Annotated in this window: 20 protein-coding genes; 13 read left to right on the plus strand and 7 right to left on the minus strand. The window is 74.1% G+C overall.

From position 1 onward, the window contains the following. Window positions 1–17: 17 nt before the first annotated feature. Window positions 18–1,313: an erythromycin esterase family protein gene (locus tag ACF9IK_RS02910; RefSeq protein WP_395292651.1), complete on the minus strand. Its 1,296-nt coding sequence runs from the start codon at window positions 1,311–1,313 to the stop codon at window positions 18–20. A gap of 75 nt (window positions 1,314–1,388) precedes the next feature. Here ACF9IK_RS02910 and ACF9IK_RS02915 point away from each other — a divergent pair, with 75 nt between their 5' ends. Further along, complete coding sequence (locus tag ACF9IK_RS02915) at window positions 1,389–2,237, plus strand: TioE family transcriptional regulator (RefSeq protein ID WP_395292652.1); 849 nt, start codon at window positions 1,389–1,391, stop codon at window positions 2,235–2,237. Between the two features lie 59 nt (window positions 2,238–2,296). Here ACF9IK_RS02915 and ACF9IK_RS02920 read toward each other — a convergent pair whose 3' ends face one another. Then, a complete protein-coding gene (locus tag ACF9IK_RS02920) occupies window positions 2,297–3,436 on the minus strand; it encodes a PP2C family protein-serine/threonine phosphatase (RefSeq protein WP_395292653.1) in 1,140 nt (379 codons plus the stop codon). A 214-nt stretch (window positions 3,437–3,650) separates the two neighbouring features. Next, the gene (locus ACF9IK_RS02925) at window positions 3,651–5,489 is read right to left on the minus strand and encodes a SpoIIE family protein phosphatase (protein WP_395292654.1); all 1,839 of its coding nucleotides are present in this window, start codon (window positions 5,487–5,489) and stop codon (window positions 3,651–3,653) included. A gap of 330 nt (window positions 5,490–5,819) precedes the next feature. Here ACF9IK_RS02925 and ACF9IK_RS02930 point away from each other — a divergent pair, with 330 nt between their 5' ends. The 3 genes from ACF9IK_RS02930 (at window position 5,820) to ACF9IK_RS02940 (ending at window position 8,357) form a co-directional block, all read left to right on the plus strand. Next, window positions 5,820–6,593: an alpha/beta hydrolase gene (locus ACF9IK_RS02930; protein WP_395292655.1), complete on the plus strand. Its 774-nt coding sequence runs from the start codon at window positions 5,820–5,822 to the stop codon at window positions 6,591–6,593. A 63-nt stretch (window positions 6,594–6,656) separates the two neighbouring features. Then, on the plus strand, window positions 6,657–7,562 hold the full coding sequence (locus ACF9IK_RS02935; protein ID WP_395292656.1) for a DUF1906 domain-containing protein: 906 nt from the start codon (window positions 6,657–6,659) through the stop codon (window positions 7,560–7,562). 288 nt (window positions 7,563–7,850) lie between these two features. Further along, window positions 7,851–8,357, plus strand: coding sequence for a GNAT family N-acetyltransferase (locus ACF9IK_RS02940; RefSeq protein WP_395292657.1), 507 nt, complete (start codon window positions 7,851–7,853; stop codon window positions 8,355–8,357). 62 nt (window positions 8,358–8,419) lie between these two features. Here ACF9IK_RS02940 and ACF9IK_RS02945 read toward each other — a convergent pair whose 3' ends face one another. Beyond that, the gene (locus tag ACF9IK_RS02945; protein WP_395292658.1) at window positions 8,420–9,259 is read right to left on the minus strand and encodes an alpha/beta fold hydrolase; all 840 of its coding nucleotides are present in this window, start codon (window positions 9,257–9,259) and stop codon (window positions 8,420–8,422) included. A 316-nt stretch (window positions 9,260–9,575) separates the two neighbouring features. Here ACF9IK_RS02945 and ACF9IK_RS02950 point away from each other — a divergent pair, with 316 nt between their 5' ends. From ACF9IK_RS02950 to ACF9IK_RS02975, 6 genes are all read left to right on the plus strand, one after another. Beyond that, window positions 9,576–10,529, plus strand: coding sequence for an STM4015 family protein (locus ACF9IK_RS02950; RefSeq protein WP_395292659.1), 954 nt, complete (start codon window positions 9,576–9,578; stop codon window positions 10,527–10,529). 94 nt (window positions 10,530–10,623) lie between these two features. Then, window positions 10,624–11,559 carry an STM4015 family protein gene (locus ACF9IK_RS02955; protein ID WP_395292660.1) on the plus strand — a complete coding sequence of 312 codons (936 nt, stop codon included), beginning with the start codon at window positions 10,624–10,626 and terminating at the stop codon, window positions 11,557–11,559. After that, window positions 11,540–12,682 carry an STM4014 family protein gene (locus ACF9IK_RS02960; protein WP_395292661.1) on the plus strand — a complete coding sequence of 381 codons (1,143 nt, stop codon included), beginning with the start codon at window positions 11,540–11,542 and terminating at the stop codon, window positions 12,680–12,682. The genes ACF9IK_RS02955 and ACF9IK_RS02960 overlap by 20 nt, the downstream gene beginning before the upstream one ends. A 116-nt stretch (window positions 12,683–12,798) precedes the next feature. Beyond that, window positions 12,799–13,617 (plus strand): STM4013/SEN3800 family hydrolase, encoded by an 819-nt coding sequence (locus ACF9IK_RS02965; protein WP_395298456.1) that lies wholly within the window; start codon window positions 12,799–12,801, stop codon window positions 13,615–13,617. Beyond that, window positions 13,614–14,990 (plus strand): STM4012 family radical SAM protein, encoded by a 1,377-nt coding sequence (locus ACF9IK_RS02970; protein WP_395292662.1) that lies wholly within the window; start codon window positions 13,614–13,616, stop codon window positions 14,988–14,990. Before ACF9IK_RS02965 ends, ACF9IK_RS02970 begins: the two co-directional genes overlap by 4 nt. Further along, window positions 14,987–15,961, plus strand: a complete 975-nt coding sequence (locus tag ACF9IK_RS02975; protein ID WP_395292663.1) for an STM4011 family radical SAM protein — start codon at window positions 14,987–14,989, stop codon at window positions 15,959–15,961. The genes ACF9IK_RS02970 and ACF9IK_RS02975 overlap by 4 nt, the downstream gene beginning before the upstream one ends. A gap of 58 nt (window positions 15,962–16,019) precedes the next feature. Here ACF9IK_RS02975 and ACF9IK_RS02980 read toward each other — a convergent pair whose 3' ends face one another. Continuing rightward, entirely contained in the window at window positions 16,020–17,600 is a 1,581-nt protein-coding gene (locus ACF9IK_RS02980; protein ID WP_395292664.1) for a M4 family metallopeptidase, read from the minus strand. 864 nt (window positions 17,601–18,464) lie between these two features. On the opposite strand from ACF9IK_RS02980, the gene ACF9IK_RS02985 reads away from it, so the two are divergent. Further along, window positions 18,465–18,851: a VOC family protein gene (locus ACF9IK_RS02985; protein ID WP_395292665.1), complete on the plus strand. Its 387-nt coding sequence runs from the start codon at window positions 18,465–18,467 to the stop codon at window positions 18,849–18,851. Window positions 18,852–19,249: 398 nt separating this feature from the next. Then, window positions 19,250–20,224 (plus strand): NAD-dependent protein deacetylase, encoded by a 975-nt coding sequence (locus ACF9IK_RS02990; protein WP_395292666.1) that lies wholly within the window; start codon window positions 19,250–19,252, stop codon window positions 20,222–20,224. Window positions 20,225–20,389: 165 nt separating this feature from the next. Here ACF9IK_RS02990 and ACF9IK_RS02995 read toward each other — a convergent pair whose 3' ends face one another. Continuing rightward, window positions 20,390–21,028 (minus strand): helix-turn-helix domain-containing protein, encoded by a 639-nt coding sequence (locus tag ACF9IK_RS02995; protein ID WP_395292667.1) that lies wholly within the window; start codon window positions 21,026–21,028, stop codon window positions 20,390–20,392. A gap of 65 nt (window positions 21,029–21,093) precedes the next feature. Between ACF9IK_RS02995 and ACF9IK_RS03000 the strand changes: the two genes are divergently transcribed. Next, the gene (locus ACF9IK_RS03000; protein ID WP_395298457.1) at window positions 21,094–22,668 is read left to right on the plus strand and encodes an aminopeptidase P family protein; all 1,575 of its coding nucleotides are present in this window, start codon (window positions 21,094–21,096) and stop codon (window positions 22,666–22,668) included. A 77-nt stretch (window positions 22,669–22,745) separates the two neighbouring features. Here ACF9IK_RS03000 and car read toward each other — a convergent pair whose 3' ends face one another. After that, window positions 22,746–26,342 (minus strand): carboxylic acid reductase, encoded by a 3,597-nt coding sequence (car, locus tag ACF9IK_RS03005; protein ID WP_395292668.1) that lies wholly within the window; start codon window positions 26,340–26,342, stop codon window positions 22,746–22,748. Window positions 26,343–26,377: the final 35 nt, after the last annotated feature.

Below are 26,377 nucleotides of genomic sequence, written 5' to 3' on the forward strand. Positions count from 1 at the left end.
GCCGATGTGGACGGGCGTCAACCGCTGGCGCCGCCGCTCGCGGAGGCCACGTGGAGCACTGCGTCGCACTGCTCCAGGATCGCGGCCCCGAGCGGGAAGTACCCCTGCTCCGGCCTGACGTCCGTACGGACCAGCGGTGCGGGTCCGTCGGGCGCGGCGAGGGCCTTGCGGAGCCGGTTCGCGTCGAAGAGGGCGCACCCGGCGGGCGCCGCCTGCTGCAGCACGTCCTCGTAGGTGTTCGCCGGGGGCGCGTCCAGCCCGATCGTGGTGCTCGAACCGAGGCTGGTGACGACGAACGCGTACTGGTCGCCGACCAGCGTGCTGGTGACGGCGCCGGCGCTGAACCAGCCGACGGCCGTGCCTCCCATGTCCATGCTGCTGGGGTTGCGCTGGAGGTGCGCGTTGTGGGCGAACACCAGGGTCGGGCCGCGGCGCCGTTCGCGGGCGCGGATGTCCAGCAGGTTCTCGGCCATCAGGGTGTCGCGGACGCCGGTCAGTCGGGACAGGCGCCGGTCGGGCGGCGCGATCTCGGCGAGCTGGGAGTGGTAGCGCAGCAGCCCGAGCGCGGTCCTGCCGTGCAGCTCGGCGAGCTGCCAGGCGGCCCGGGAGGACGCCGCGACCAGGTGCGGCAGCCGGGCGTACAGGGTGGTCAGCAGGTCGTCGGTGACCGCCCGCAGCTCCAGCGCGTCCGGCGAGGCACCGATGGACCTCCCGACCTCCAGCACCGCCGCCGAGTTGCTCCAGCGCTCGTCGTCGCCGAGGAGCCGGTCGAGGTGCCCGTCGCGGTCCGCGCGGCCGTGGAGGAAGGCGTCCGGACCGAGGTGCTCGGACAGGAAGCCGTGGAGGTGCTTCAGGTAGCGGCGGGGGCTGGGGGCGCTGAGCGTCTCCAGCGGCGCGTCGAAGCCGTGGAAGGCCACCTGCTCGTCCGCCGGGCGGCCCTCGTTGTGCTCGCGCAGCCATGCGACGAGCTCGCGGTTGGCGTCGAGCCGGCCGAAGCCGTGGCTGAAGCCCTCCGCCATGACCTGGTCGAGCGTCCCGGCCCCGCCGCGGACGAACGCGTCGACCTCCAGTGCGGCGATCCGGTCGGACTCCACCGCGATCGATCGGAACCCGTGCTCGACCAGCACCTTGAGGATGCGGTTGCGCAGGTGTGCGAAGGCCGGCTCCAGGTGGGTCGGCTCGCCGAGCGCCAGCAGCGCCGGCTGCGGCTCCAGCGCCTTGAGGAGGGCGGACAGCGCGGCGGTCAGCCCGCGGCCGCCGTCGAGGACGAACGATCCGTGGACGGCTTCGGTGACGGAAGGTGTCGAAGTCATGGCTTCGACCGTATCGTTGAACCAACGGTGTAAAGCTGAGTGCTCCGGCACGCAAGGGACAGGGCATCGAGCCGCATGAACCTTAAAACGAGGGGTCGCGCCGAGAGCGACCGCCGCCGCCCCGTGGACCTCGCCCGGGAGCACGGGATCTCCACCCAGGCGGTACGCAACTACGAGCGGGACGGCGTGCTGCCGCCGGCCGAGCGCACCCCCAGCGGCTACCGCAGCTACTCGGCCGTGCACGTCCGCGCCCTGCGCGCCTTCCTCGCGCTCGTCCCCGCGCACGGCTACCCGGCCGCCGGCGAGATCATGCGCGCGGCCAACCGCGGCGAGCTGGACACCGCCCTGACGTGGGTCGACCGCAGCCACGCCCAACTGCTGCGCGACCGCGAGACCTTGGACGCGGTCGAGGCGGCCGTCGCCTCACTCGGCCGGTCGGCGGCCGGTGGTGCACCGGCCGCCGGTCCGTCCGGAACCGCCGCCTCGGACCGCCCCTTCTCGGTCGGCCGACTCGCGCACCGCCTCGGCCTCGCACCCGCGACCCTGCGGAAGTGGGAGCGGGCCGGGATCCTCGTGCCGGCGCGCGACCCGCAGACACACCACCGCAGCTACACCGCGGGCGACATCCGCGACGCGCAGCTCGCCCACCTGCTCCGGCGCGGCGGCTTCCCGCTGGCCCACATCGCCACGGTGCTCCACCAGGTCCGCGGCGCCGGCGGGCCCGAGGCGCTCGCCCTCTCGCTCGGCGACTGGCGGCAACGGCTCACCGACCGCGGACGCGCCATGCTGACGGCCGCCGGAGAGCTCGCCGCGTACCTGCGCGCGCAGGAGACCGACTCCGTTGCGGCTCGTTCCACCGCCCGGTCGTCACGGGAGGCAACGCCGGACGGGTCCGGCCCGGCGGCCCCGGCCGGGACGGCCTGACCTGCCGCCCGAGCCCGACCGAGCCCGGGTGCGGGTGCGGGTGCGAGGCGGTGGGCCGGCTACAGCAACCCGTGCAGACGGTGCCCGGACCGTCCTCCGTCCGTACGCCGGACGGCGACGACGGCGGCGTCGTCGCCGAGCCGCCCACCGGCGTGTGCCAGCAGATCGCGGCGGATGTGGTTGACCAGCGCCTCCGGCGTACTGCCGGCCCAGCGGGCGACCCGTTCCGCGAACGGGTAGAACGCACCGGAACGGTCGCGGGCCTCGACCACACCGTCGGTGTAGAGCAGGAGCACGTCCCCGACCTCGAAGGGGAACGTGTCGTCCGGGTAGTCGGCCGCCGCCAGGACGCCGAGGCCGAGGGGCGGCGCGGCACCCGCTCCGTCGAGGCCGATCACGCGGTCGTGGTGAAGCAGCAGCGGTGGCGGGTGTCCGCAGTTGGTCATGCGGGCCACCGGGGCGTCGTCGGGGATGTCGAGGAACAGGGCGGTGACGAAGTGCTCGGCGGCCTCCCGCTCGGTCTGGGCGAAGTCGACCAGGTACCGGCTGACATTGTGGTCCAGCGTCCGGGCGAGGTCGGGCAGCGTGGCGTGCTCGGCGGCGACGAGCCGGAAGGCGCTCAGCAACAGGGCGGACTCCCCGATGGCCGCCAGGCCCTTCCCCCGGACATCCCCGACGATCATCCGCGCCCCGCCGCCCGTGCGGGTCGCCGTGTAGAGGTCACCGCCGATCTGTGCCTCCTGCTCGGCGGCCAGGTACACGGTCGCGATCTGCAGCGGGCCGATCCGCTCGGGAATAGGGCGCAGCAGGGCGCGCTGGGCGGCTTCGGCCACCGACTGGGCGCGGGCGAGCTGCCGGTCGCGGCGCTCCCGGACCACTGCGAAGACCACGATCATCATGGACAGCGCGGCGAGTGCGACGAGCTGGGCCGGGTGGCTTCCGGCGGTCAGGCCACCGCGCAGGACGCCGATGAGGACGCCGACGGCGACCGTGAGCGCTGCGACGGCGGCGGTCACCCGCGGACCGGCGAACGACGGGGTCAGCGCGGGAGCGATCACGAGCAGCGGGCCGAGCCGAACCGAGTCGGGCGACCGGACGATCACCACGAGGAGTACCAGGAGGAGACCGACCGGTACCAGCACCAGGGCCGGGACGCGCCCCCACGGCCTCGCCTCGGCCGAGCGCCGTTCGACGTCCATGCCCCAAGGATGCGCCGCACCCGCGGACCGGCGCATCCGGCACGTGCGGGGTCGGTGACAGGCCGCCCGTACGGCGTACGCCACGACGGAATCCGGTCACCGGGCGCGGTGGCCGTCGTCGAGCCGTCCCGGGCAGGCCGGCGGCCAGGCGGGACGCCCGAGCCCCGGCACCCTGGCCGGGAGCCACACCGCTCCGAGGGCATCGCCCTGCCGCTCACCCGCTACCGAACGAGTAGAACTGCTCCGCCCAGATGATCTTGCAATCGGGGGTGTAGCGCGTCCCCCAGCGCTCGGCCGACTGGGCGACGAGGAAGAGTCCGCGTCCGCCTTCGTCCGTGGCCGCGGCGTAGCGCAGGTGCGGGGCGGAACTGCTGGTGTCCGAAACCTCGCAGATCAGCGCGCGGCCCAGGATGAGGCGCACGGCGATCGGCCCGGCGCCGTAGCGGATCGCGTTGGTGATCAGCTCGCTGAGGATCAGTTCGGTGGTGAATTCCAGCTCCGCCAGCCCCCACTCCGCCAGTTGTCGACCGGCCTCGGCCCGGATGCCCGCCACGGCCGCCGGATCCGGCGGGACGTCCCACCGGGCGATCCGGTCGGCCGGCAGTGCGCGGGTCCGCGCGACGAGGAGGACGACGTCGTCCGTGGAGCTCGCGGGCCGCAGCGCCTCCAGCACCGCGTCACAGGTCTCCTCGGGAGCCCGGTGGGCGTCGGCCAGGGTCGTGCGCAGCACTTCGAGTCCGCGGTCGATGTCCCGGCGCCGGTCCTCGACGAGGCCGTTGGTGTACAGGACCAGCCGGCCGTCGTCGGGCACCCGCAGCCGCGTGGTCTCGAAGGGCAGTCCGCCCACGCCGAGCGGAGGTCCGGCCGGCACGTCGACGTACTCGACGGTGCCCTCGGGCGTGACGAGCGCGGGCGGGAGGTGGCCGGCCCTGGCCAGCTCGCAGTACTGCGACACCGGGTCGTAGATCGCGTAGAGGCAGGTGGCTCCGGTGATCCCAGGGTCGTCACGCGTGGTGACGTCGTCCCTGTCGATCCGACTGACCAGCTCGTCGAGGTGGGCGAGGAGGTCGTCGGGGGGCAGGTCGAGCATGGAGAAGTTGTGCACGGCCGTCCTGAGACGGCCCATGGTGGCGGCCGCGTGCACACCGTGCCCGACGATGTCGCCCACCACCAGGGCGACGCGGGTGCCCGACAGGGGGATGACATCGAACCAGTCCCCGCCGACGCCCGACTGCGCGGGCAGGTAGCGGTAGGCGACGTCGAGGGAGTCCTGCTCGGGCAGCCCGTGCGGCAGCAGGCTCCGCTGCAGGGTCACGGCCGTACTGTGGTCGCCCGTGATGGCCGAGACGATCTGCTCCTGGGTGGCGTACTTCGTGTCGAAGAAGCCCCCGTTGCGGCCCAGGCGCAGCACCGCCACCCGGTCGGCGACCGCCCGCACGTTGTCCAGGTCGTGGCTCACGATCAGCACACCGAGTCGCTGCGCCCGCAGGCGCTCGACCAGCTCCAGGACCACTGCGGTCGCACCGATCCCGAGGGCGGCGGTGGGCTCGTCCAGAACGACCATCCGGGGCTCGCCGATCATTGCGCGTGCGATGGCGACGCTCTGACGCTGGCCGCCGGAGAGCACGCCGACCGGGACGCGCAGGCTGGGGATCCGGAGGGACAGGGCGCTCAGCAGTCTGCGGCAGCGCTTCTCCATCTCGATCTCGTCGAGGACGCCGAATCTGCGCAGTTCACGACCGAGGAAGATGTTGGCGACCGTGTCGAGGTTGTCGCAGAGCGACAGGTCCTGGTGGACGGTGGCGACGCCGAGGTTCTGGGCGTCGATCGGCCTGCGGAAGTCCACGCTCCGCCCCTCCCACTCGATCGCTCCGCTGTCCGGCGCGGACACCCCGGAGACGACCTTGACCAGGGTGGACTTTCCGGCGCCGTTGTCCCCGACCAGCGCGACCACCTCCCCCTCCTCGATGTCGAGGTCGACGTCGCTCAGCGCCTGGACGGCGCCGAACCGCTTGGAGATGCCGCGTACGGCCAGCAGCGGAGTTCGTACCAAGGGAAACCGTCTCCTTCCCGTCGCGGTTCACCGGGGACGGACCGGACCGGAGCAGCGCGATGTCGAACCTCGTTCGGACCGACGAGTGGCGCACAGCCTCCTTCCCATACTGACCCGGGCGGGCACAGGTCCCAACTCCGGTCGATCACCGCACGCGGGCCGGCTCCCGCGCCGGCGGGAGCCGAATCCTTTTCCCGGCCGGTGGCTCTTATGGTCGAACGGCTGTGAGGGCGTGTCGGAGGAGGCCCCCCGTTCCGCGATCGATCGAACAGCGAGAGGCCCCTGGTGAATCCTTTCCCATCTTCATGTGCATCCCGAGGGGTGCTGCTGGTGCACGGCGCGTGGCACACCGGTCGCGCCTGGGACGGCGTCGCGGCCGGGCTGCGGGCACGCGGTGTCCCCGTGGCCGTCGCCGAGCTGCACCGCGGGTCGCTGGCGGCCGACATCGCCGCGGCGGAGACCGCCCTGGACCGGCTGACCGAGGTGGGCGGCCCCGCCGTCGCGTGCGGTCATTCCTACGGCGGTGCCGTCATCACCGGCCTTCCGCCGCGCAAGATCGACCACCTCGTGTACCTCGCCGCGATGATGCCCGACCGCGGCGAGACCGCCCTCGGCCTTCTCGCCGGTGCACCGCCCACCGACCTGGGAACCAGCATGATCGGCGATCATGCCGGAACCACGACGATCGACCCGGAGGCTGCGGGAGGACTGTTCCACGCCCAACTCGGCACGGAAGGACGTGCCCGCCATGTCGCCGAGCTCGTCCCCCAGCTGATGGCCCCCGGCCATCAGCCGACGGCCAGCGCCGCCTGGCACCAGCGGCCCAGCACCTACGTGGTCTGCACCGAGGACCGCGCCATGCACCCGGACCTGCAACGCCGATTCGCCGCTCGCGCAACTCGCGCGCTCGCCTGGCGGAGCGACCACGGCGTCTTCGCGTCGCACGAGGAAGAGACCATCGGACTGCTCCACCGGATGGCCACCGGACGCCTCCTCACCCGGTCCGCTGCGTCCGTGCCGCTGCCGGGGCGACGTGACGGCAGGCGGCCGGAGCGCGGCGGAGCGACGGTGCCCGGGGGCCGGAACGGTGGTGATTCCGGGTGAACGGACGCGGCGCGTCGGCACGATGGCACGGGAGACCCGCGGGTGGGCGGCTAGGACGGGGGAATGCACCTTCTCTCTCGGACCGCGCTCCTCGCGGTCGCGCTCGTGATGCTTCCCGGTACCGCCCGGGCGAGCGGGCTCGGCGGGTGGGATCCGGCTGCCGTTCGGGCGGCGGCACCTCCGGTCGTCCGTCCCGCGCCCTTCGCCGCGCCCCATGCCGCGCCGCCGGACGACTCTGCAGACGGACTGCCCGAGTACCGGTTCACCGGGGCCGGGTTCGACGCCTGCTCGGCCCCGCCGCTGGAGGCCATGTCCGCCTGGAGTGTCGCCTCGCCGTACGGTGCGGTGAACATCTACAGCAGTGGCGGCCAACGCGCCTGCAGTCAGGACCGGTTGACGCCGCAGTGGGTCGGCATGGTCCGGGCGATGGGGTGGCGGCTGGTGCCCACGCACGTCGGGCTCCAGGCACCGTGCGCCGAGCGGGCCGACAAGCCGCTGCGGATCACCCCGGCCCGGGCCGAGGAGCAGGGCGAGCAGGAGGCCGGTGAGGCGGCCGCGGCGCTGCAGGTGCTGGGTCTGGGGCCGGGCAGCCCGGTGTACCTCGACATGGAGGCGTATCCGACGGGCGACGCGGTGTGCAGCCGGGCGGTGGTCGACTTCACCGTCGGCTGGACCCGGGCGCTCCGGGCGGCCGGGTACCGGTCGGGCTTCTACTCCAGCCTGAACTCGGGCATCGCCGACCTCGTCACCGCCGCCCGGGCCGGCCGTGCCCCCATGCCCGACGCGATCTGGTACGCCCGCTGGGACGGCCACCCCACGACCACCGGGCAGGCCGGGCTGCCCGACGACCTGTGGACCGGCCGCCGCATCCACCAGTACCGGGGCGGCGCCGACGAAACGTACGGCGGTGTGACGCTCAACGTCGACCGCGACGAGCTGGACGGCCTGGTGGCCGGTGGGGCCTGGTAGCGGCGGGCGGGCCGGGCCGTGACGATCCGCCCGGAGACCGCGGGCTCGGACGCGACGTCAGGGTGACGCCCTCCGGCGACGCTTCCGAGAACACGGAGGGGGCCACCCGTCCTGGGGCACCACCCCGGGCCGGGCACGTCCGGTCGGATCGTCGCCGGCCCCGACCGCCTGCCCCGGCCGCCTGCCCCGACCGCCTGCCCCCACCCGGCGCGGGCGGTCGGTGCGCTGCCGGCGGGCGGGCCCCGAAATCGCCTACCGCGCACGGCGCCGGCCCTGGACAATCGGGTCATGCGCATACGAGAAGTCCGCACCGTGGACCTGCCGCTGCTCCAGGACGTCGAGCGAGCGGCCGGGCGGCGCTTCAGCGACATCGGCATGCCGGAGATCGCGGATGACGAACCGCTGCCGCTCGACGAGCTCGCGCGCTACCAACGGGCGGGGTTGGCCTGGGCGGCCGTCGACGGGGCCGACGTTCCGGTGGCCTATCTCATCGCCGAGCACGTCGACGGCAACCTGCACGTCGAACAGGTCTCGGTGCACCCCGACAGCGCACGCCGAGGAATCGGACGGTCCCTGCTGGACCACCTCGCCGAACGGGCGGCGGCCCACGGCATCCCGGCCCTGACCCTCACCACGTTCGCCGACGTGCCGTGGAACGCCCCCTACTACGCACGCTGCGGGTTCCGACCGATCGACGAGGACCTGCTCGGCCCGCACCAACTGGACATCCGCGCAAGGGAAGCGGCCCACGGCCTCGACAGGTGGCCGCGGCTCTTCATGAGCCGACCGGTGTGACGGCGGCCCCGTGCTCGCGGACACCACGAGGCCGACGGGCTCCACCGGCCCGGCGGGCCTGCCTACCCCAGGAAGGCGTTGACGGCCGACACGAATCGGGCGGCGTCGTCGAGCCACGGGAAGTGACCGGCGCCGGGTTGGACGACCAGCTGGGCCTCCGGGTAGAGACCGGCGAGCTCGGCGACGGCGCTCGGCGGGGCCGACAGGTCGACTTCACCGGCGAGGACCAGGACCGGCGCGGGAAGCGTCGCGAGCGCGGCCCGGGTGGCCTCCGGGTCGAAGGCGCCCTCGGAGCCGTACACGGCCGCGGCCTCGCCGTTGCGCAGTTCGTCCCCCGCCGCGGCGTGCGCCCGGGACGGCTCGTCCCAACGGCCGTACGTGAACGGCGCGACGGCCTCCCAGGCGGTGGGCGTCGGCCGACCGGCCACGATCGTCTCCAGGGCCGCGAACGCCTCCGGGAACCACGGCTCCTCCTTGCGGAGCAGCGCCGTCTGCAGCCGGGTTTCCCCGGTGATGGTGACCCCGACGGCGAACACGCTCGGCGTGATCAGGACGAGCCTGGCGACGCGTTCGGGGTGCCGCTCCGCGTAGCGGGCCGCCAGGTTGGCGCCGGCGGAGTGCGCGAGGAGGTCAATCCGCTCCAGGCCGAGGCGCTCGCGAAGGGCCTCGACGTCGTCCACCAGCCGGTCGCAGCGGTAGCTCGCGGTGTCCTCGGGCACCGCCGACCGTCCCGTCCCCCGGTGATCCAGCATGATCACCTGGCGGTGGGCGGGCAGACCGCCGAGGTCACCGAGGTAGCGGGAGTCGGACATCGGCCCGCCGGGCAGGCAGACCAGCGGGGCCCCGTCACCGAAGACGTGGTAGGCGAGTTCGGTGCCGTCGTGGGCGAGGAAACTGGGCATGGCGGCGACCGTCTCATCCGTGGTCCGTCCGGGTCAACCGCGCTGATCAAGGATCACCCGGTGCCCGGCGGCGATCCGGGGCGGCCGCTTCCACGACGCGTGCCGCGGCGGCGCCGCCGCCGCTCCACCGGCACGATCGGCACATCGCCCTGGCGGTACATCATCCCTCCCACACCGGCACCACCGGGCGTCGGAACTCCCACGGTCGGAACGTGGCCCGAGGGTCTGACAACGCGCCCGGAATACACCCCCGCCGCCGGATTGTCCGACCCGACTGGTAGACATCTGTCCGGTCCCGACCCCGGAGGAGCAGCGCATGACGGTCAACGAACACATCCAGCAGTTCCACGGCCTGCCGGTCTTCGACCTCTACCAGGCGGTCGAGCAGGACGGCGAGCTTCCCGACCCGGCGTCGGTCGCGTGGAAGATCGGCATCGAGTTCGACTCGTCGTGGACGTTCGCGGACCTCTGGGAGCACTTCGTCGAGAAGGTGGACACCGGGCGGGTCACCGCGGTGGTGATCGGCGAGTGGTCGCACGACGGACCGGAGAGCTTCGCCGGGCCGCTGGCGGCCGTCCTCGCGTCGGCCGACCGGCTGCCGGCACTGCGCGGCCTGTTCGTCGGTGACATCACGTACGAGGAGAGCGAGATCTCCTGGATCGACATGGTCGACATCACGCCGGTGCTCACCACGTTCCCGCTGCTCCGGGAGCTGGTGGTGCGCGGCGCGGCCGGGGAGACGGTCGAGGGCGAGGGCATCGGGGTGCAACCGGTTCGGCACGAGCACCTGCGCGCGTTGCGCTTCGAGTCGGGCGGCCTGCCGGCCCAGGTGCTGCGGGCCGTCGCGAGCAGCGATCTCCCGGCGCTGGAGCGGCTGGAGTTCTGGCTCGGTGTGGCGGGCTACGGCGGTGACGCCACCTTGGACGACCTGGCGCCGTTCCTGGACGGCTCGCGGTTCCCGGCGCTGCGCCACCTCGGCCTGCAGGACAGCGAGATGCAGGACGAGATCGCCGCCGCCGTCGCCCAGGCTCCGGTCGTGGCCCGGCTGGAATCGCTCAACCTCTCCATGGGCATCCTCACCGACCAGGGCGCGGCGGCCCTGCTGGAGGGCCAGCCGCTCACCCACCTGCAGGCGCTCGACCTGCACCACCACTACCTCACCGCGTCGATGCAGGAACGGGTGCGCCGGGCCCTGCCCGGCGTGGCGGTCGACCTCTCCGCGCCCGGTAATCCGGACGACCGGTGGCGGTACGTCGCCGTGGCCGAGTAGCGGACGCGTCCGCGCGGCCCGGACCGCCGACCTACCCGCCGCCCCGCACCCGCACCCGCACCTCAGCCGAGCACCAGCACCGCCAGGAGAAGCCGTGGCCGTCACCCACCACATCGAGGAGTTCCACGGGCTGCCCGTGTTCTCGTTCTTCGCCGATCCCGGTGCCCGGCGCGAGCTGCCCGCCTCCGACGCGGTGGCTTGGCGGATCGCGGTGGACCACGTCTCCGGCACCGAGTTCGAGGACTCCTGGCGGGCCTTCCACGCCGCCGTCGACCCGTCCGCGGTGAAGGCGCTGGTCCTCGGCCCCTGGTGGGCCGAGGACTACGAGCCCGTCACCGCCGCGCTGGCCGCAGTCGTCCGCGACGCCGCGCTGTTCCCGGCGCTCGAAGCGCTCTTCGTCGCCGACGTGACGTTCGACGAGTGCGAGATCTCCTGGCTGGAGATGGCCGACGTCACCCCGCTGCCGACGGCGTTCCCGCGGCTCACCGAGCTCGTGGTGCGCGGCGGCACCGACCTGGCGCTCACTCCGTTCCGGCACGAGCGGCTGAGGGTCCTGCGGTTCGAGGCGGGAGGCCTGCCGGGCTCGGTGGTGGAGGCGGTGACGGCGTCCGAGCTGCCCGCGCTGGAGCGGCTCGACCTCTGGCTCGGCGTCGACGAGTACGGCGGCGACGCCGGCCTCGGCGACCTCGCCCCCCTCCTGGACGGGGCCCGCTTCCCCGCGCTGCGCCACCTCGGCCTGGCCAACAGCGAGATCCAGGACGAGATCGCCGCCGCCGTCGCCCGGGCCCCCGTGGTGGCCCGGCTGGAGTCCCTGAACCTCTCCATGGGCGTCCTCAGCGACGAGGGGGCCGCCGCCCTGCTGGAGGGCCAGCCGCTCACCCACCTGCGGGCGCTCGACCTGCACCACCACTACCTCACCGAGCCGATGCAGGAGCGGCTGCGCCAGGCCCTGCCGGGAGTGGAGATCGACCTCTCCGACGCCGAGCACGAGGACGACCCGGAGGACCGCTATGTCGCGGTCGCCGAGTAGCCCGCTGGCGGTGCTGGGCAACCCGGGCCACCGGCGGGTGACGCTGTTCACCGCCGCGGCCCTGGCCGCCGGCCTGCCCGAACCGGTCGTGGTGCCGTGGATCGACGTCCTGCGCGGCACGCACCGCGTGCCCGAGGGCAGCCTGCTGCGGATCGACTCCCCGGGTGAGGAGGAGGCCGTGGACGCTCTGCTGCGCCGGCCGGTGCTGGGCGCCGGCTACGAGCCGACCCGGGTCGAGGGCGGGGCGGCCTGGTACGCGGGGGTCGTCGCCGCGCTGCGCGCGGTGGCCCGGGTGCCGGGCATCCGCCTGCTGGGCGATCCGGAGGAGATCGCCGTGATGTTCGACAAACGCCGCGCCCACGCCCGGCTGGCCGCCGCCGGGGTGCCCGTCCCACGGGCCCTGGCCGGCCCGCCCGTAGCCGGCTGGGAGGACCTGCGGGCCCGGCTGGAGGCGGCCGGGCTGCGCCGCGTCTTCGTCAAACCGGTGCACGGCTCCTCGGCGTCCGGGGTGGTGGCGCTGGAGTTCGGCCCGCGCGGGCAGGTCCTGGCCACCACCTCGGTCGAGTCGGCGGACGGCCGGCTGTACAACTCGCTGCGCGTCCGGCGCCATCGCGACGAGCGAACGGTGGCCGAGCTGGTCGACCGCCTCGTGCCCGACGGTCTGCACGTCGAGCAGTGGATCCCGAAGTCCGCGCAGTCGGGGCGCTCGGCGGACCTGCGGGTGGTGGTGATCGGCGGGCGGGCCACCCACGCGGTGGTGCGGACCAGCACCCAGCCGATCACCAACCTCCACCTCGGCGGCGCCCGCGGCAGCCTCGACCTCGCGCAGCAGGCCGCGGGCGACGCCTGGCCGGCCCTGCTGGAGACGGCGGAGCGGGCCGCCGCCTGCTTCCCGAACTCCGCCATGGTCGGCGTCGACGTGCTGCCGGCCGGCGGCTGGCGGCGGGGTCTGGTCGGCGAGGTGAACGCCTTCGGCGACCTGCTGCCCAACCTCACCGGCCTGCCCGGCGGCCCGGCCGAGGGACTCGACACCTACGCCGCCCAGCTCGCCGCACTCCCCCGCACCGACCCCGACGGCCGGCCCGGACCGGTCGACCGCACACGCCTGGAACCGACCGGATGAACCACCGACACCCGCCTGCCCGCCACCGCACGGACGCCGACGCGAGCCCGACCGTGACGGCCAATGCCACGGCCCCGGGCGCCGTCACGGCGAACGCCGTCGACGCCGCGCCCGACATGAACACCGTGGTGGGCAGCCACGACCTGCTCCTGGTCACCCTCGACACCCTGCGCTTCGACGTCGCCGAGGAGCTGGCGGCGGAAGGGCGGATCCCCAACCTCGCCGCCCACCTCCCCGGTGGCCGGTGGGAGCGCCGGCACTCGCCCGGCAGCTTCACCTACGCCGCGCACCAGGCGATCCTGGCCGGCTTCCTGCCCACCCCGGCCTCCCCCTCGGGACCACACCCGCGACTGTTCGCGGCCCGCTTCGCCGGTTCGGAGACCACTGCCCCGCGCACCTGGGTGTTCGACGCGCCCGATCTGCCGAGCGCCCTCGCCGGGGCCGGGTACCGAACGGTCTGCATCGGCGGCGTCGGGTTCTTCAACAAGCAGGGCGCCCTGGGTTCGGTCCTGCCCGGGCTGTTCCAGGAGAGCCACTGGGAGCCCGAGATGGGCGTTCCCTCGCCCGTCTCCTTCGAGGCGCAGGTCGCCCGGGCCGAACGCGTGGCCGCCGACCAGCCGGCGGAGCAGCCGCTCTTCCTCCTGCTCAACGTGTCGGCCCTGCACCAGCCCAACTGGTTCCACCTGTCCGGCGCGACCCGCGAGGACGGTGACTCCCGTGCCAGCCACGCGGCCGCGCTCGAGTACGTGGACGCGCACATCGGACGGCTCTTCGCGGCGATGAGCGCGCGCCGGCCGTGCTTCGCGATCGTCTGCTCCGACCACGGCACGGCCTACGGCGAGGACGGCTACACCGGCCACCGGATCGGCCACGAGGTGGTCTGGACGGTCCCGTACGCGCACTTCACCATCCCCGCCACCGGAGCTACCGCATGACCGTCACCCCGGCCGTCCCCACGACCTCGGCCGCCGCGGCGTCCACCGCCGCCGGCGCGTCAGGCTCGCCGTACCAGTCGTACGTCTACGCCTACCCGCACAAGACCGCCTACCGGGCGCTGCCGGAACGCCCGCCACTGCGCGGGCTCTGGGCCGGTGAGCCCCAGCACGCCCTCTCGCTGTACCTGCACATCCCGTTCTGCGAGGTGCGCTGCGGCTTCTGCAACCTGTTCACCCGGATCGGCAGTCCCGAAGGCCTGACCACCGCCTACCTGGACGCGCTCGACCGCCAGGCCGTCGCCGTCCGCGAGGCGCTCGCCGGCGACGCCCGGTTCGCGCTGGCCGCGTTCGGCGGGGGAACGCCGACCCACCTCTCGGCCGCTGAGCTGGAGCGGCTCTGCGACATCGCCGAGCAGCGGATGGGCGCCGACCTGCAGGCCGTCCCGCTCTCCGTGGAGGCCTCCCCCGCCACCGCGACCGCCGACCGGCTGGAGGTGCTGGCCGCCCGGGGCACCACCCGCCTCAGCCTGGGCGTGCAGTCCTTCATCGACCGCGAGGCCCGCTCCGCCGTGCGCCCGCAGAAGCGTGCCGAGGTCGAGGCCGCCCTCGGGCGGATCCGCGCCGCCGGGTTCCCCGTCCTCAACATCGACCTGATCTACGGCATCGACGGCCAGACCGAGGCCAGTTGGCGGCACTCGCTGGACGCCGCCCTCGCCTGGCAGCCCGAGGAGCTGTACCTCTACCCGCTGTACGTCCGGCCGTTGACCGGCCTGGCCCGGCGCGGTGAGCCGGAGAGCCCGGCCGCGTGGGACGCCCGGCGGCTCGCGCTCTACCGGGCCGGCCGCGACCACCTGCTCGACCGGGGCTACCGACAGGTCTCGATGCGGATGTTCCGCCGCGCCGCGTCCCCGCAGGCGACCGCCGGCGAGTACGCCTGCCAGACGGACGGCATGGTCGGCCTCGGCTGCGGAGCCCGCTCCTACACCTCGCGGCTGCACTACTCCTTCGACTACGCCGTCGACGCCACCGAGGTCCGCGGCATCATCGACGCGTACGTGGCCACCGAGGACTTCCACCGCGCCGAGTACGGGCGGTACACGACGTCCGAGGAGGCCAGGCGGCGCCACCTCCTGCAGTCTCTGCTCCAGGCCGAGGGCATGGAGGTGGCGGACTACCGGGCCAGGTTCGGCTCGACGCCCGCCGACGACTTCCCGATCGAGCTGGCCGCGTTCGGGGCACGCGGCTGGCTGGCCGACGGGAGCGGCGGGCGCCTGGTGCTCTCCCCCGAGGGACTGGCGCACTCGGACGCCGTCGGGCCGGTGCTGTTCTCCCGGGAGGTTCGCCGGCTGATGGCGGAGTACGAGGCGAAATGACCTTCCTCGGCATGCCCTCGCGCGGCCCCGGACCCGGCGCCGGCCCCGCCGGCTCACCCGCCCCCGCCGCGCCGGGCGGCGGCCTCGACCTCTCCCTGCTCTACCGGGGCCCGCTCGCCTCCTGCGACTACGACTGCCCGTACTGCCCGTTCGCGAAGCGGCGCGACACCCCGGAGCAACTGCGGACGGACCGCGCGGCGCTGGAGCGGTTCACCGGCTGGGTCGCGGACCGGGCGGGAACGGGCGACACGCTGTCGCTGCTGTTCACCCCGTGGGGCGAGGGCCTGGTGCGGTCCTGGTACCGGCGCGCCCTCGTCGGGCTGAGCCGCCTGCCGCACGTCCGGCGGGTGGCGATCCAGACCAACCTCAGCTGCCGCACCGACTGGCTGGCCGAGGCCGACCTCAGCACCCTCGCGCTCTGGGTGACGTACCACCCCGGGCAGGTCGGCCACGACCGCTTCGTCGCCAAGTGCCGGGAGCTCGACCGGCTCGGTGTGCGGTACAGCATCGGCGTGGTGGGCGAGCCGGAGCACCTGGCGGCGGCCCGCCGGCTCCGCGCCGAGCTGTCCCCGGCGGTCTACCTGTGGATCAACGCCGCCGAGGGCCGCAGCTACCCGGATGCCGACGCCGCCGACTGGCAGGCCCTCGACCCGCACTTCGGGTACAGCCGGAACGCCCACCCCAGCGCCGGTCTCCCCTGCCGCACCGGCGAGTCCGTGCTGTCGGTCGACGGCGACGGCACCGTCCGCCGCTGCCACTTCGTGCGGGACGTCCTCGGCAACCTGTACGACGGCTCGTACCGGGCACGGCTCCGGGCCCGCCCCTGCCCGCTGCCGGTCTGCGACTGCCACATCGGCTACGTCCACCTGGAGACCCTGCCGCTCTACGAGGTCTTCGCCGGGGGCGTGCTGGAGCGGGTGCCGCACGACTGGCGGCCGCGACGGGAGCCCACGACGCCGGGCCCGCCGTGACGGCGGCGCCCGGGTGTCGCCGGGCTGCCGCCGTCACGGATCGGACCGATGTCGCAGGTCAGTTGACGTTGACCGCCGACCAGGCCGCCGCGACCGCCGCGGCCTCGGCGGAGCCGGCGCCGTAGAGGTCGGTGGCGGCCTTGAGGGTGGCGGTGCGCGCGCCCGCGTAGTTGGTGGTGGACGTCATGTAGACGGTCAGCGCCCGGTACCAGACCTGCAGCGCCTTGTCCCGGCCGATCCCCGTGACGGTGGAGCCGTTGGAGGTGGGCGAGTTGTAGCTGACGCCGTTGATGGTCTTGGCGCCGCTGCCCTCCGAGAGCAGGTAGAAGAAGTGGTTGGCGACGCCGGAGGAGTAGTGGACGTCCAGGTTGCCGACGCCGGGCGACCAGGAGTCGGCGGAACGCCCGTCCCTGGAGGGCTTGTCCATGTAGCGCAGCGGTGTGCCGTCGCCGTTGATGTCGATCAGCTCACCGATCAGGTAGTCCGGGGTGTCGGCGGGCAGGTCGGCGTACCACTCGACGCCGGTGCCGAAGATGTCGGAGGTGGCCTCGTTCAGGCCGCCGGACTCGCCGGAGTAGTTCAGGCCGGCGGTGTTGGACGTGACGCCGTGGCTCATCTCGTGCCCGGAGACGTCGAGGGCGGTCAGCGGGTGCCGGTTGGAGGCGCCGTCGCCGTACGTCATGCAGAAGCAGGCGTCGGACCAGAACGCGTTCACGTAGTTCCTGCCGTAGTGGACGCGACTGACGGCACCGACGCCGTCGCCCCTGATGCCGAGACGGCCGAAGGTGTACTTGTAGAAGTCCCAGGTGGCGCCGGCGCCGAACTGGGCGTCCACGGCGGCCGACTGGTCGTTGGCCGCAGTGCCGTCGCCCCAGACGTTGTCGGCGTCGGTGAAGAGCGTGCCCTGGCCGCCCTGCTTGTTCTTCAGCGAGACGGTGTACTGGCCGCCGCGGGTGTTGTCCTTGAGCTCGTAGGTCGATCCGGTCCAGTTGGTGGTCAGCGAGACGCTGCCGACGAACACGCCCTTGCCGGAGCCGGTCGCGTTCGAGGTCTGCACCTGGTCGTGGGTGGAGAGGACCTCGCCGCCGACGGCGTCGGTGACGACCAGCATGCTGCTCGGGGTGCCGTCGGCGCGCATGCCCTCGACGGTGGTCCGGTAGGCCAGCCGCGGGGTGCCGGAGGCGGCCCACACGACCAGGTGCGCCGTGCCGGCCCGGTCGACGGAGACGAGGGCGGGCTCGTCGCCGTCGGAGACCCCGACGGTGGCGCGCACCGCGGCGGTCGCCGTGGCGGCGGCCTGCGGGGCGGTGAGCTTCGGCGTGAGCGAGGCCGGCGCGACGGAGCCGCGGACCGCGCGGTCGGTGGACTTGACGACCCCCTCGGCGTCCTGGTGGACGATCAGGTCGCCGCCGAGCACCGGCAGGCCGGCGAAGGTGCGCTCGTAGCGGAGGTGGTGGGTGCCGTCGGCGTCCACGACGGTCTGCTTCACGACGAGCCGCTCCTGAGCGGAGAGGCCGAGCGCGCGGGCCGTGGCGTCGGGCGCGGGTGCTGCGTGTGCCACGCCGGCACTGACCTGGATCACGCCGGCCAGCAGGGCCGAGGCGGACAGAACGGCTCCGAGGGCGAGCTTACGCTTCACGAAGGTTCCTTCCGTGTCTACCGCGTGTGCGCGGTCGCGCCACGCTCCGAGGCGCCGGGTTGGCGCGCACTGGGGCGGAGCGGGCGCTGACGTGCGCCCGTGCGACCGTCGGCATCCGTCGATGCGGGGAAGTGCGGGTGCCGGTCGCGCCGGGTGGCCGGAATCATGACGAAGGATCAGGTGCGGCGAACAGACCGCCCGCGGCGATTGGCAGGAGCTCGCCAGACGGCCCGCCCCGCGGCCGGCCGGGCACCGGTGGCCGCCGGGCGGATCCCTGCAGGTAACGGGAGCCGCGGACGGGCGGGCCCGCCGCCGCGACGTCCGCGCCGGGGCCGCCGAATCGACCTCTTTCGCCGAAGGGCCGCACGGCCGTGTTGGCGGAATCCCGCCAGCGCCTGCCGCTTGCCCGGCGAAACCGAATTCAGTAGGCGGCCGGCGCGAATGAAGTGGAAATGCGGGTGAATTCCGGGCACGACTTCGAGGCGAATGCCGCTCATCGGAATTCGCCTGACGGGCCGGACGGAATCCCTCTTCTCCGCCAGATCCGGGTGGACGCGTTTCGGGCCGCCCGGCGGACCCCCTCTCCGATCACTCAGGCCCGGCGCAGTGCAGGGCCCGCGTCTACTCAGCGGCCGCGGACCCGGCTGCGTCACACCCCGCCCGACCGGCGACGGAGCCGCGGCGAGCACTCCGTTCGTAGGCGCACCGCCTGCCGGCGCCTCGCGCCCGCACCACGGACCGACACCGGCCGGACCGCCGCCGCCAGCGACGGCACCGGGGGCGCCGTCGGGCCGGAACCCGGGCGCGCCGGCGTCGACCTGCGGGCGGCCGGACAAGGCCTAGCCTGGTGAGTAGGAGGAGGCGATGGACATGCTTGGAGACGCACCGCTGCTGGCCATCATCCCGGCAGCCGACATTGCACGGGCCAAGAGCTTCTACACGGACACCCTCGGCCTGAAGCTCAGCGACGACAGCGGACACGACCTGACGTTCGAGTGCGGCGGTACCGAGTTCGGCATCTACGAGACCCCGAGCGCGGGCCAGGCGGCGCACACTCTGGCCAGCTTCAAGGTCGACGACCTCGACGCCGTGATGACCGCGCTGCGCGGCCGCGGAGTCACCTTCGAGGAGTACGACATGCCGGGCCTGAAGACGGTCGACGGCGTGGCCGAGGCCGAGGGAATGCGCGCGGCCTGGTTCAAGGACAGCGAGGGGAACATCCTCTGCGTCAACGAGCTCAGCCGTCGGTGACCCGACGGCCGGTCCGGCCCGTCACGCGGAGCGGGGCCCTCCCCGGCCCCGCCGCGTAGGCGGGCGGTCGGCTTCGTCGGGAGCGGACGCACAGCCCCCGGGCAGGTCGGCCTCCTGCACCGACGGCCCGGGGGCGGGGTGACGTGTGCCTCGGCCCGGTCCCCGCAGGCCCCGGGCCCCGGCGGCGCCGTCCCGGCGCAGCGCCGCCTCGCGCGGGGCGACACCCGGGAGAGCCACCTCGCCCCGAGAGCTCCGCCCCGTACGTCGACCCGGCCGGAGCACCGCCCGGCGGCCACGCCGGTCGGGCGCTGCCGGAGGACTGCGGCCGGCCCGCCCAGGGCCGGGAAGCCGAGGACCGACGCGCCCGCACGGGGAAGCGCAGGACTAGGCTGCTGACCATGGGTGCGTATCCGACGTCCGGGGAGTCCGTGGCGCGCCGGGCCGGTCCGGCGCACCTGTCCACCCCTGCGACCGGGACCCCGGCCCCCGGCCGGACCGCGGCGGCGGCCGCGGGGCTGGAGGCAGTGGAGCGACTGCTGGCCGCACGCGGCGTGGCCGTCCTGAGCGGGGCCGGCCTGTCCACCGAGTCGGGGATTCCCGACTACCGGGGTGCCACCGGCAGCCGCCGCCGCGGCACACCGATGACGTACCAGGAGTTCACCGGGAGCGAGGCCGCCCGGCGCCGGTACTGGGCCCGCAGCCACATCGGGTGGCGGGCGATCACCGGGGCCGAGCCGAACGCCGGGCACCGCGCGGTCGAGGCGCTCCGCCGGTCCGGACACGTGTCCTCGGTGATCACCCAGAACGTCGACGGGCTGCACCGGGCGGCCGGGACGGCGGACGCGGTGGAGTTGCACGGCGGGCTCGACCGGGTGGTCTGCCTCGGGTGCCGGCGCACCAGCCCCCGCGCCGGACTGGACCGCCGGCTGGAGGCGCTGAACGACGGTTTCCGCGAGGCGCAGGCACCGCTCAACCCGGACGGGGACGTCGAGCTCGCGGACGAGCGGGTGGCCGCGTTCCGGGTCGCGCCGTGCGAGGCCTGCGGCGGCGTACTCAAGCCCGACGTGGTGTTCTTCGGCGAGGCCGTTCCCAAGGAACGCGTCGAACGGTGCTACCGGCTGGTCGACGGTGCGCGGGCGCTGCTCGTCCTGGGCTCGTCGCTGAGCGTCCTCTCGGGGCTGCGGTTCGTCCGCCACGCCGCCCGCAGCGGCCGGCCGGTCGCGATCGTCAACCGGGGCACGACGCGCGGGGACGACCTCGCGGTGGCCACGGTCGCGCTCCCGCTCGGCAGCGCGCTGACCGCGCTGGCGCACCACCTCACACCGTCCGCCGGAGCACCGACGGCCGAAGCGCCGTCCACCGAACGGACGTGACGCTCCGCCAGGCGTCGGCGCGCCCCGGGCGGAGGGACGCGGCCACCGGGATCGGCGGTCGGACCGGGCGACCACGAGGGCCGGCTCCTCGCCCGACCGCTGAACCGCAGAGGCGCCGCGCCCCGGCGACCCTCGGAGTTCGGTAAACCAAACGCCTGGAGGCGCTCAGGGGGCCTCCGGGGACGGCCGGGGGGCGGTGTCCGGGCGGCAGTCGCCGGGAGCCGGGGCGCTGAGGTGGAGGCGCTGTTCGGCCCGGTAGTGCAGCAGCAGGACGGAGCGGACCGGGCCGTCCAGGGCGGTGTAGGAGTGCGGCATCGCCGCGTCGAAGGCGATGTAGTCGCCGGGCCCGAGCTCCACCTCGCGCCCGTCCACCCGGACGCCGAGCCGGCCCGTCTGGACGATGGTGTGCTCGGTGCCGGTGTGGCCGAGGGAGTCCTGGGTGCCGTCGGCCCGCACCTGCTGGTCGTAGACCTCGAACACGGCGTCGCCGGACTCGATCCGGCGCAGCGGGCGCAGGTCGACGCCCTTGCCGCTGAGCACCTCGACGTCGGCCGCGCGGACCACCGTCACCTCGCGGGACGGCGGGCGGTCGACCAGGTCGGAGATGGGCACCTCCAGGACCCGCGCGAGGCTGAACACCGTCTCGATCGTCGGGTTGCCGGTGCCCTGCTCCAGTTGGGAGAGGGTGGCCTTGCCGATCCTCGATCGCCGGGACAGCTCGGAGAGCGACAGCCCCCGCTGGGTCCTGACGCGCTTCAGATTGGCGGCCAGCATGTCCCGGACCGATCCCTCGGTGGCGCTCACGCTTCCTCTTTCCTCCAGATGCCGTTCGATATACCGTACAGGCTGTGCCGGCGGACCAGGCCATGATGCCGATCGCTCCCCGACCGGGGTGGAGCGCGCGCCGTGTCCGACCGGACGCCGGCCGGCTGCCGTCGAGCGGCAGCCCGGACCCCCATTCGATTCAGGAGACGGCTGTGACCGAGCGGACACCCGACAACCAGGAGTTCGAGGCCCCCGTGAGCGAGCGCAGGAAGCGGAAGAACGGCCTGCTCCAGGGGGTGAGCGAGGAGCTCGCCGCGCACATGCGGCAGGGGTGGGGCGACACCGAGCTGCGCGGCCTGGAGCCGATCCCGCAGGCCGCGCACACCGCCCGCCGCCGGGCCGTGCTCTCCGCCCGCTTCCCGGGCGAGCTGCTGGTGGTCCCCTCGGGCAACCCGAAGGTCCGCTCCAACGACACGGACTACCCCTTCCGCCCGTCGTCCGACTACGTCTACCTGACGGGCGACCAGTCCGAGGACGCCGCCCTGGTGCTGGAGCCCCTGGCGGACGGCGGTCACCAGGCGGTCGCCTACCTGCTGCCGCGCTCCGACCGCGAGAACGGCGAGTTCTGGCTCGACCTGCACGGCGAGCTCTGGGACGGCCGGCGCCCCAGCCTCACCGAGAACGAACGCCTCCTCGGCCTGCCCTGCCGTGACGTCCGCACGCTGCTGGAGCGGCTCGGCGAGGCCATCGGCCCGGTCCGGCTGCTGCGCGGTCACGACACGGACATCGAGGCCGCGCTGAGCGACGCGGTGAGCCTGCGCGACGACGAGGAGTTCCGCGAGTTCCTTTCCGGGATGCGGCTGGTCAAGGACGAGTTCGAGATCGCCGACCTGCGGTTCGCCTGCGAGGCGACCGCGCGCGGTTTCGAGGACGTCGTACGCGCCATGGGTGCGGACACGCCGACCTCCGAGCGGGTCATCGAGGGCACCTTCTTCCTGCGCGCCCGGACCGAGGGCAACGACATCGGCTACAAGTCGGTCTGCGCCGCCGGCGAGCACGCCACCACCCTGCACTGGGTGCGCAACAACGGCCAGGCCCGCCCCGGCGAGCTGCTGCTGCTGGACGCCGGCGTGGAGACCGCCAACCTCTACACGTCCGACGTCACCCGCACCGTGCCGGTCAACGGCCGGTTCAGCCCGATCCAGCGCAAGGTCTACGACGCGGTGTACGCCGCGCAGGAGGCCGGGATCGCCGCGGTCAAGCCCGGTGCCGGCTTCCGGGACTTCCACGTCGCCGCCCAGCGCGTGCTCGCCGAGCACCTGGTCGCCTGGGGCCTGCTGGGCGACCGCTCGGCGGACGAGGTGTTCGGGCTGGGGCTGCACCGCCGCTGGACGCTGGCCGGCACCGGTCACATGATCGGCCTGGACGTCCACGACTGCGCCGTGGCCCGCCGCGAGGCGTACGTCGACGGCCCGCTGGAGCCCGGGATGGTGCTCACCGTCGAGCCGGGGATGTACTTCCAGGCCGACGACCTTTCCGTACCCGAGGAGTACCGGGGCATCGGCGTCCGGATCGAGGACGACATCCTGGTCACCGCCGACGGCAACGAGAACCTCTCGGCCGGCCTGCCGCGGCAGGCCGACGACGTCGAGGCCTGGATGGCCCGCGTCCGCGGCTGAGTCGCCCGCCGGTCGACCGCAGCGCAACGGCCGGCCCGCACCACCCGGTGCGGGCCGGCCGTTCTCGCGAGGACGCACTACAGCAGGCCGTGCAGCCGCAGGTCGGCGACGCACTTGACAATGAACTCCGGGGTGAGCGAGGGCACTTCACCCCCGCCGACGCCGAGCTCGCGGACCGCCGCGGTGAAGCGCGCGGCCGGGGTCGCCGAGCCCGGCCGCGGCTCGCCGGGGCGGGCGTAGGCCGGCAGCAGGGGCAGCAGGGAGAGCCGGCGCTGGTGGTCGGGCAGGCCGCGCAGCGCCGCCTCGAAGCGCTTGTGCCACTCCCGGTGGTCGTCGAAGCGGGCGATCGGGTGGCCCGCCGCGATCAGCCAGTCCACGATCCCGTCCAGCGAGATGCCGTCGTCGTTCGCGTTGACGGTGTGGAAGGTGGTGAAGCCCTCCGCGCCGCGGGCGGCGAGGGCGGTGATCGCCTCGGCGGTGAAGTCGACCGGCAGGCCGCTGTAATGGGCCCGGTCGCTGCGCCTGCCGTCGTGGTCGAGCCGGTAGAAGGAGCGCGGCGCCATGCCGGAGGCGAGGACGCTGAGGACGACGCGGGTGAACCGGTCGGGCAGGTTCAGCCGGCCGGGGAGGCTGCGGTGGGCGAGGATCATGTCCGGTCGGAAGACCGTCACCGGCAGGCCGGTCCGCTCGTGCGCCTCGCGCAGCAGCACCTCGCCGGCCCACTTGCTGGTGGCGTAGCCGTTCGCGTCGGAGTCGTCGAGCGGGCGGACGGGGGCCGCCGCGCGGATGTCGGCCGCCTCGTCGAGCAGCGTCGTGTCGGGGCGCATCGCGGCGGCGATGGTGGAGACGTAGGCGAAGCGCTTCGGGCGGCCGGTGAGCGCCAGGGCGATCAGCTCTGCCGTCGCGGCGACGTTCGGGGCGAACAGCCGCCGGTACGGGAGCACGTGGTTCACCAGGGCGGCGGCGTGCACGATCTGATCGGTCCGCGCGGCGAGCCGGGCCCAGGTCGTGTCGTCCAGGCCCAGTCCCGGCTCGGCGAGGTCCGCGGCCAGGACGTCGAGGCGGTCCCCCGCAGCCTCGACGAGCCGGTCGGCCCGCTCCTCCCCCGCCGCGGCGCGCAGACAGTCGAGGACGCGCCGGCGGGCGGCCGCATCGTCCTCGGCCCGGGCCAGGCAGGTCAGCCGCCCGCCGGCCCGGACGAGGCGTTCGAGCCATTCGACGGCGAGGAAGCGGCCGAGGTAGCCGGTCGGGCCGGTGAGCAGCACGTCGCGGGCCGTGGCCCGGCCGTCCGGCGGTCCGGCCACGGCCCCGGACGCGGGGGTGAGCAGGCGGGCGTCGAGGAACCTGTCGAGGGTGAGGTCGGCGGCCCGGGCCTCGACGGCGTCCGCGCCGTGCACGGAGGCGAAGGTGGCCCGCGGCGCCGTGGCGCCGGACACCGGAGCACCGGGTGACTCGTGGCCGACCGGCGGGGCCCCCGCTGGCGGGGCCCCGGTGCCCCGGCCGAGGCGCTCGGCGATGCGGGCCAGCGTCGCGGTCGGCCCGAGCACCGCCTGGACCGGCACCTCCGTGTCGAAGACCCGTTCCAGCACGGTCGCGAAGGTGTGGGCGGAGAGCGAGTCACCGCCGAGCTCGACGAACGTGCTCTCCGGCCGCACCAGCGACGCGGGGTGGGCGAGGGTGATCTGGACCGCGGTACGGACCGCCTCCAGTGGTTCCACCTGCCCGTCGCGGGCGTGTAGCGCGGCCAACTGGCCGGCCCGGCCGGCCGCGATGTCCGCGTACAGCTGTTCCAGCCTGGCGCCGTAGCGCTCCCTGAGGGCGGGGCGCAGCAGCTTGCCGACCCCGGAGAGCAGTCCGTTGGCGAGGCCGAACGGCTCCCGCTCGATCAGCACGTCCTGCGGGATCTCGTAGGCGTACAGGCCGGCCTCGTGGGCGAGTTCGCGCATCGAGTCGAGGACGGCCGCGCGGGCGGCGGCGTCGTCGGCCTGCCCCGGCCGGTCCCGGTCGGGGACGACCACCGCCAGCAGGAACGCCTGTTCGCTGCTGCCGTAGACGTAGACCTGGGCGACGGCCGGGCTCGTGGAGTAGAGCGCCTCCAGCTTGGAGACCGCGACGAACTCGCCCTGGGAGAGCTTGACGACGTTGTTGATCCGGTCGACGTAGACCAGGCGGTCGGGCTCGATCTGGGCGAACACGTCGCCGGTGCGGTAGTAGCCGTCCTCGTCGAAGGTGCGGGCGGTGACCTCGGGCTGCCGGTAGTAGCCGGGCACCAGGTCGGTCGACTTGAGCCGCAACTCGCCCCGGGGGTGGGGCTTGTCGGTCGCGAAGTAGCCGAGCTCGGGGACGTCGGCCAGACGGTAGTCGAGGATCGGGGGGCGGCGGACCCGCTGGTCGACGATGACGGCGCGGGTGGTCTCGGTGGAGCCGTAGCAGTCGATGATCTTCGTGCCGAGAACGTCGCCCATGAAGGTGTGCATGGCGGCCGACAGCGGCGCGCTGCCGCACAGGGCGCTCATGATCCGGCCACCGAGCATGCCGTCGCGGACGTGGTCGCGCGCGGCCGCCTCCGCCTCGGCACGGGCGGCGCCGCCGCGGGTGCGGCGTTCGGACTCCAGCAGGTGGCGCTGGTGGACCATGTCGCAGATCCGCGGGACGAGGCTGAGCACGGTGGGGCGGGAGAGCCGGATGTCGTCGAACAGGGTGGACAGGTCACCACGGGCGGCGAAGTGGCCGATGCCGCCGCAGGCGAGCGCGGAGACCAGCCAGGAGCGGCCGTTGACGTGGCTCATCGGCATGTAGTGCAGGACGATGGTCGGCACGGGTATGCCGTCGACCGCGGCCATGCCGCCGCAGGCCTTCTGCCACATCCGGGTGATCATCGCGGCGGTGTAGATCGCGCCCTTGGGGGTGCCGGTGCTCCCGGAGGTGTAGATCAGGCCGGCCAGCCGTTCCGGATCGCCCTCGTGCGGTGCGGCGCGGGGGAGTTCGGCGCCGCGGCGCAGCTCGTCCGCCAGCGGCGCCACCGCGGCCCGGCCGTCCAGCTTGTCGGCGGCGGCGCGCAGCGCCTCCCGGTGGTCGTCGACGCGCTGGTCGCAGTCGAAGACGACCAGGCGCTCGACGGTGTCGGAGGCCAGGACGGTGTCGACGGCGGCGTCGAGCGAGCCGATGTCGGCGGCGAGCAGGCGCGGCCCGGTCTCGGCGACCACCGGGGCCAGCCGGGGCGCGGGCGCCCCGGTGGCCAGCGGGACGGAGACGGCGCCCAGGTACATGCAGGCCAGGTCGATGACGGCGTAGTCGACGCCGGTGAAGCCGAGGGTGGCGACGAAGTCGCCGGGGCGCAGGCCGCCGCCGGCAGGGTCGGCCCAGGCGGTGGCGAGCCGGCCGACCCGCTGCCACAGTTCGGCGTAGCTCACCGTCTCGAAGGCGGGCAGGAGTTCGCGGGTGGTGCGGCCGGTGGCGGTGTCCCGCACGGTTCGTTCGGCGCGGCGGGCGAGGGCCGGCCGGTCGGCGTAACCGCGCATGGCGGTCTCGATGGTGGCGACGAGGCCGCCGTCGCACGCCCGGATCGCGTCCGCGACGTCGGGGGACGGGACGGAGGCGGTGAAGTCGGGGTCGTGCGCGCGCAGCGCCGCGGCCCGGGCCGCGAGGTCGCGGCCCGGCTGGTGTTCGGACATGGGTGCTCCGGTGTGTGAGGGGTCGTTGGGCCGGC

Origin of the sequence: Kitasatospora hibisci (assembly GCF_043950205.1) — a bacterium.
Taxonomy (GTDB): domain Bacteria; phylum Actinomycetota; class Actinomycetes; order Streptomycetales; family Streptomycetaceae; genus Kitasatospora; species Kitasatospora hibisci.

Bases quoted from the DNA above. Each gene is read 5' to 3' on its own strand.
- ACF9IK_RS02950 (WP_395292659.1), top strand. From the start codon at position 9,576: ATGACGGTCAACGAACACATCCAGCAGTTCCACGGCCTGCCGGTCTTC.
- ACF9IK_RS02920 (WP_395292653.1), bottom strand. From the start codon at position 3,436: ATGGACGTCGAACGGCGCTCGGCCGAGGCGAGGCCGTGGGGGCGCGTC.
- ACF9IK_RS02970 (WP_395292662.1), top strand. From the start codon at position 13,614: ATGACCGTCACCCCGGCCGTCCCCACGACCTCGGCCGCCGCGGCGTCC.
- ACF9IK_RS02915 (WP_395292652.1), top strand. From the start codon at position 1,389: ATGAACCTTAAAACGAGGGGTCGCGCCGAGAGCGACCGCCGCCGCCCC.
- ACF9IK_RS02990 (WP_395292666.1), top strand. From the start codon at position 19,250: ATGGGTGCGTATCCGACGTCCGGGGAGTCCGTGGCGCGCCGGGCCGGT.
- ACF9IK_RS02985 (WP_395292665.1), top strand. From the start codon at position 18,465: ATGGACATGCTTGGAGACGCACCGCTGCTGGCCATCATCCCGGCAGCC.
- ACF9IK_RS02960 (WP_395292661.1), top strand. From the start codon at position 11,540: ATGTCGCGGTCGCCGAGTAGCCCGCTGGCGGTGCTGGGCAACCCGGGC.
- car (WP_395292668.1), bottom strand. From the start codon at position 26,342: ATGTCCGAACACCAGCCGGGCCGCGACCTCGCGGCCCGGGCCGCGGCG.
- ACF9IK_RS02965 (WP_395298456.1), top strand. From the start codon at position 12,799: ATGAACACCGTGGTGGGCAGCCACGACCTGCTCCTGGTCACCCTCGAC.
- ACF9IK_RS02935 (WP_395292656.1), top strand. From the start codon at position 6,657: ATGCACCTTCTCTCTCGGACCGCGCTCCTCGCGGTCGCGCTCGTGATG.
- ACF9IK_RS02945 (WP_395292658.1), bottom strand. From the start codon at position 9,259: ATGCCCAGTTTCCTCGCCCACGACGGCACCGAACTCGCCTACCACGTC.
- ACF9IK_RS02910 (WP_395292651.1), bottom strand. From the start codon at position 1,313: ATGACTTCGACACCTTCCGTCACCGAAGCCGTCCACGGATCGTTCGTC.
- ACF9IK_RS02940 (WP_395292657.1), top strand. From the start codon at position 7,851: ATGCGCATACGAGAAGTCCGCACCGTGGACCTGCCGCTGCTCCAGGAC.
- ACF9IK_RS03000 (WP_395298457.1), top strand. From the start codon at position 21,094: ATGCCGATCGCTCCCCGACCGGGGTGGAGCGCGCGCCGTGTCCGACCG.
- ACF9IK_RS02975 (WP_395292663.1), top strand. From the start codon at position 14,987: ATGACCTTCCTCGGCATGCCCTCGCGCGGCCCCGGACCCGGCGCCGGC.